Origin of the sequence: Myxococcus sp. CA039A (genome assembly GCF_013336645.1) — a bacterium.
GTDB lineage: Bacteria > Myxococcota > Myxococcia > Myxococcales > Myxococcaceae > Myxococcus > Myxococcus llanfairpwllgwyngyllgogerychwyrndrobwllllantysiliogogogochensis.
On the sequence record NZ_JABUMQ010000535.1, the window covers coordinates 1 to 4,244 of the forward strand.

Genomic DNA, 4,244 nt, shown 5'->3' on the forward strand with positions numbered 1-4,244 from the left:
CCACCAGGCCCCGAGTGCCCCACTCCCCCCAGCGCGTGCGCATGAAGGACGCGGCCGTGGAGTGCAGATACAGCGTCCCCAGGGACAGGAACGCGCCCAGGAAGAAGAAGCCCGGAGCCGGGCTCACCAACCGGCCGACGAACAGCGAGGCGAACAACGCGCCGGCCCCAGCGCCCATCAATCCGCGAGCCAGCTTGTAGTGCAGCAGCGAGCGCCGGGTGACGGGCGCGGGGAACAGCTGCACCACCTCCGACTCCGTGAAGGTCAGCGAGGGACGGTCCGGCCCCAGCGCCCACGCGGAGAACACGGTGACGAGCGCGGAGACGACCAGTGACAGCTCCGCGAACAGCCGCACCCCGGGAGGCACGTTGCTCAACGTCCCACCGAACTCCAGCCGTCGCAGGAAGATGGAGTAGACATAGCCCAGTCCCACCAGGGCCCCGACGAGGTAGCGCGGCCTGCGCAATCGCTGGAGCTGGAGCCGCAGGCGGTTGCGCGAGGAGGCCAGCCACAGGAACACGACGGCGCTCGAGAAGCTCACGGCGGGGGCTTCTCCGTCTCCGCCGCGCTGGTGATGCGCACGAAGAGGTCCTCCAGCGACGCGCTCTCGCCCTCCGGTCCACTCAGCCTCGCGCGAATCGCCTCCAGGCTGCCCAGCGCCATGGCCCGCCCTCCGGCAATCACCAGCAGCCGGTGGCACAGCTCCTCCACCAGCGGCAGCAGGTGCGAGGACAACACCAGCGCCGCGCCCTCCTCCGCGCGCCGCCGCAACGACGCCTTCATCCGGCGGATGCCAATCGGGTCCAACCCCGTGAGGGGCTCGTCCAGGAGGATGAGCTTGGGCGAGTGCAGGAAGCCGCAGGCGATGGACAGCTTCTGCTTCATGCCGCGCGACAGTTCACCCGGCAGCGCCTTCTCCTTGCCCGTCAGCTCCATCTCCTCCAAGAGCGCCTTGCCTCGCTCCTCCCAGTCCTCCACGCCGTAGAGGCGCGCGGTGAAGTTCAGGTGCTCCCACACCGTGAGGTAGTCGAAGAAGCGCGGCTCGTCCGGCAGGAAGGCCAGTTCACGCTTGGCGTCCACCGCGTCCTTCGCCAAATCGTAGCCCGCCACCACCACCCGGCCCGACGTGGGAGGAAGAATGCCCGCGAGGCATCGAAGCGTGGACGTCTTGCCCGCGCCGTTGGGGCCCACCAGCCCCAGCACCTCGCCGGGTGCGACCGCGAAGGTGAGGCCCTGCACGGCGTTCACCGCGCCGTAGCGCTTCTCCAGGCCCGCCACCCGCAGGACGAAGTCCATTCGCTCGCTCGCCCTCAGTCCAGCTTCAGCAAGTCCCTGACGGTGTCCATCACCACCTTGGCCTGCACGGGCTTCACCAGGTACGCGCTCGCGCCCAAGGACAGGGCCCGCTCGCGGTCCGCCGCCGCGCCTTCCGTCGTGATGACGACGATGGGCACATGGCGATGGTCCGTCGCCTGACGGATGTGGTGGATGAGCTTGAGGCCATCCATCAACGGCATGTTGATGTCCGTGAGCACCAGGTCGAAGCGTCCCTGGGTCAACTTCTTCAGTCCCTCGGCGCCGTCCTGCGCCTCGGTGCAGACCATCCCGCTGATGCGTTGCAACGCGTACATGATGCTGCGTCGCATGGCCTGCGAGTCGTCCACCACCAGTGCTCGAATCTGCTGCGTCATGACCCGCCCAGACTAACACCCGGGCCTCTTCCACCGCCCGCTGTTCCGCGTCCCCTCATCGCCGCCGCCGGGCGATGGCCGCCAGCGCGGGTCCGATTTCCCCCAGTCGCAGCACCCGCTTCACCGCCCCCGAGGCGATGGCCTCGCCTGGCATGCCGAAGACGACCGCCGTCTCCTCCGACTCGGCCCACACCTCTCCGCCCACGCGCTGCACCTCGCGCGCCCCCACCGCCCCATCCGCGCCCATGCCCGTCAGCACCACCGCCAGCGCGCGGTTGCCCAACACCTGCGCCACGCTGGTGAAGAGCCGGTCCACGCTCGGCGCGTATTTGTCCAGGTGCGTGAGCGGCGGCGTCTGCAGCTCCAGCCGAGTGCCGCGCTCCACCACCACGAGGTGCCGCCCGCCCGGAGCGATGTACACGTGCCCCGGCTGCACCACGTCACCCTCATTCGCCTCCGTCACCGTGAAGGGGCCAATGCGGTCCAGCCGGTCCGCGAAGGCCCGGGTGAACTGCGCGGGCATGTGCTGACTCACCAGCACGCATGGCGTGGGCTCCGCGGCCAGTCCCTCCAGCACGCGCTGCACCGCGGGAGGTCCCCCCGTCGAGGCGCCGATGGCCACCACCAGCGGAAGCTCGCCCGCCACCGCGAGCGCCCGAGCCCCGGGCGAGGCGTGACGCTGCCCCGGCCGCACATGCAGCGCCGCTCGCACCTTCTCCAGCAGCTCCTGGCGAAGGACTTCCAACTCCGCCGGGGTGCCCTTGGCGGGCTTGGCGATGAAGTCGAACGCGCCAAGCTCCAGCGCCTTGAAGACGTCCGAGCGGTGCGCATAGCTGGAGATGACGATGACCGGCGTGGGCGCCGTGCGCATCAGCAGCCGGAGGAACGTGTAGCCGCCCAGCTTCGGCATCTCCAGGTCCAACGTCACCACGTCGGGCTTCAGCTCCAGGACCTTCTTCAGCCCCTCCTCACCATCGGCCGCGCGGTCCAACACCCTCACGTCCGGCGCGGACTCCAGCAGCGTGGTCAGCGTGTGCCGGTTGTGCGCGGAGTCGTCGATGACGAGCACGGAGACGCCCTTCTGCCCGCTCATCGCGCCTCGCCCCCCGTCAGCCCTGGCAGCTCCGGCCGCCGGTACACCAGGTCGCCTCGCAGGTGGACCAGCTCGAAGTCGGCGCCCAGGTTGAGCAGATTCTCCGAGTGCCCCAGCAGCAGATAGCCTCCCGGCACCAGCCGGTCTCGCAGGATGCGCAGCACCCGCCTGCGCGCGGACTGGTCGAAGTAGATCATCACGTTGCGGCAGAAGACCGCGTCCATCTTCATCACCAGCTGACTGCCCGCCTCGTCCAGCAGGTTGTGGTGACCGAAGGACACCATCGCCCGGACGTCGTCGCGCACCCGCACCTTCGCGTTGCCCGCCGGAACGAAGAAGCGCTCGAGCAGGTCCGCCGACGTGGCGCGCAGCGCGGACGGCCCATACTCCGCGCGCCGCGCCATCGACAGCACGCGCCGGGAGATGTCGCTGCCGTACACCTCCACGTCCCAGTCCTCGAAGCGGCGCTCGTCCTTGAGGAGCATCGCCAGCGTGTACGCCTCCTCGCCGGACGAGCACCCCGCGGACCACAGCCGCAGCCGACGCGTGCGCCCGTTGCGCTTCTCCAACAGCGGCAACAGCTCCTCGCGGAACGCCTTGAGCTGCGAGGGCTCGCGGAAGAAGTACGTCTCGTGCGTGGTGAGCGACTCGACCGCGGCCTCCAGCTCCGCGTGCCGGTTCGCGTCGTAGCGAAGGTAGCGGTGATACGCGCTGAAGTCCGGCACGCCCAGCGCCTCCAGCCGAGGCCACAGCCGCCGCTCCATGACGAACTTCATGTCCTCGTGCACCAGGATGCCGCAGTGCGAGTACACGTGGTCCCTCAGGAGCCGGAACTCCTCCGCCGTCATCTCCGGCCGGCTGTCGTCGAAGCGCGCCACCCCGTGTCCCTCTCTCAGCGCCGAGCCAGGCGCTCCACCGCGTCCGACAGCGCCTGTCGAGCCAGGACGTCCGACTCCGCCTCCAGCGCCCGCTGGGTGGGGCCCAGACACTCCGGCCCTCCCGAATCTCCCAGCACCCGCGCCGCCGCCGCGCGAACGTCCCAGTGCGGATGCTCCAGCAGCGACACCGCCAACGACACGCCCTCCCGAGACACCGCTCCCGCCGACAGCACCGCCTTCACCACCTCCGCGTCCGGATGACCCGAAGCCTCTCTCAACACGCGCTCACCCACTCGCCCAAGCCGCGACAACGCGCGCACCGCCGCCACCGCGAGCGCTCCGTCGGGATGGCGGACCAGCGGCTCCAGTTCGGTGACACGGTCCATCGCGCCACTCTCACCCACCGCCTCCACCGCCGCCCGTCGCACGGAGGACTCCTCGTCCTGGAGCGCGGAGCGCAAGAGCGCCCCCGCCTCCGTGCCGCCCAGTCTTCCCATGGCCCGCGCGCCCGCGGCTCGCACCGGCGCGGCCTCGTCCGCGAGCGCCGCCCGCGCCAGCTCGCGTCCCACCCCGCCGTCCACC

The 4,244-nt window shown here is 70.3% G+C and carries 6 protein-coding genes; all 6 read right to left on the reverse strand.

Annotated elements, in window-relative coordinates:
* Window positions 1-541, reverse strand: a 541-nt coding sequence (locus HR086_RS45110) for a putative ABC exporter domain-containing protein (protein ID WP_373564445.1), incomplete at its 3' end; no start/stop codon positions are given.
* Complete coding sequence (locus HR086_RS45115) at window positions 538-1,296, reverse strand: ABC transporter ATP-binding protein (RefSeq protein WP_141644342.1); 759 nt, start codon at window positions 1,294-1,296, stop codon at window positions 538-540. The genes HR086_RS45110 and HR086_RS45115, both read right to left, overlap by 4 nt.
* Before the next feature lie 14 nt (window positions 1,297-1,310).
* Window positions 1,311-1,691: a response regulator gene (locus HR086_RS45120; RefSeq protein WP_141644343.1), complete on the reverse strand. Its 381-nt coding sequence runs from the start codon at window positions 1,689-1,691 to the stop codon at window positions 1,311-1,313.
* Window positions 1,692-1,746: 55 nt separating this feature from the next.
* On the reverse strand, window positions 1,747-2,784 hold the full coding sequence (cheB, locus tag HR086_RS45125) for a chemotaxis-specific protein-glutamate methyltransferase CheB (protein ID WP_141644344.1): 1,038 nt from the start codon (window positions 2,782-2,784) through the stop codon (window positions 1,747-1,749).
* Window positions 2,781-3,662, reverse strand: coding sequence for a protein-glutamate O-methyltransferase CheR (locus HR086_RS45130; protein ID WP_246137324.1), 882 nt, complete (start codon window positions 3,660-3,662; stop codon window positions 2,781-2,783). Before HR086_RS45130 ends, cheB begins: the two co-directional genes overlap by 4 nt.
* Window positions 3,663-3,676: 14 nt before the next feature.
* Window positions 3,677-4,244: HEAT repeat domain-containing protein (locus tag HR086_RS45135; RefSeq protein WP_174468747.1), on the reverse strand; the 568-nt coding region annotated here is incomplete at its 5' end.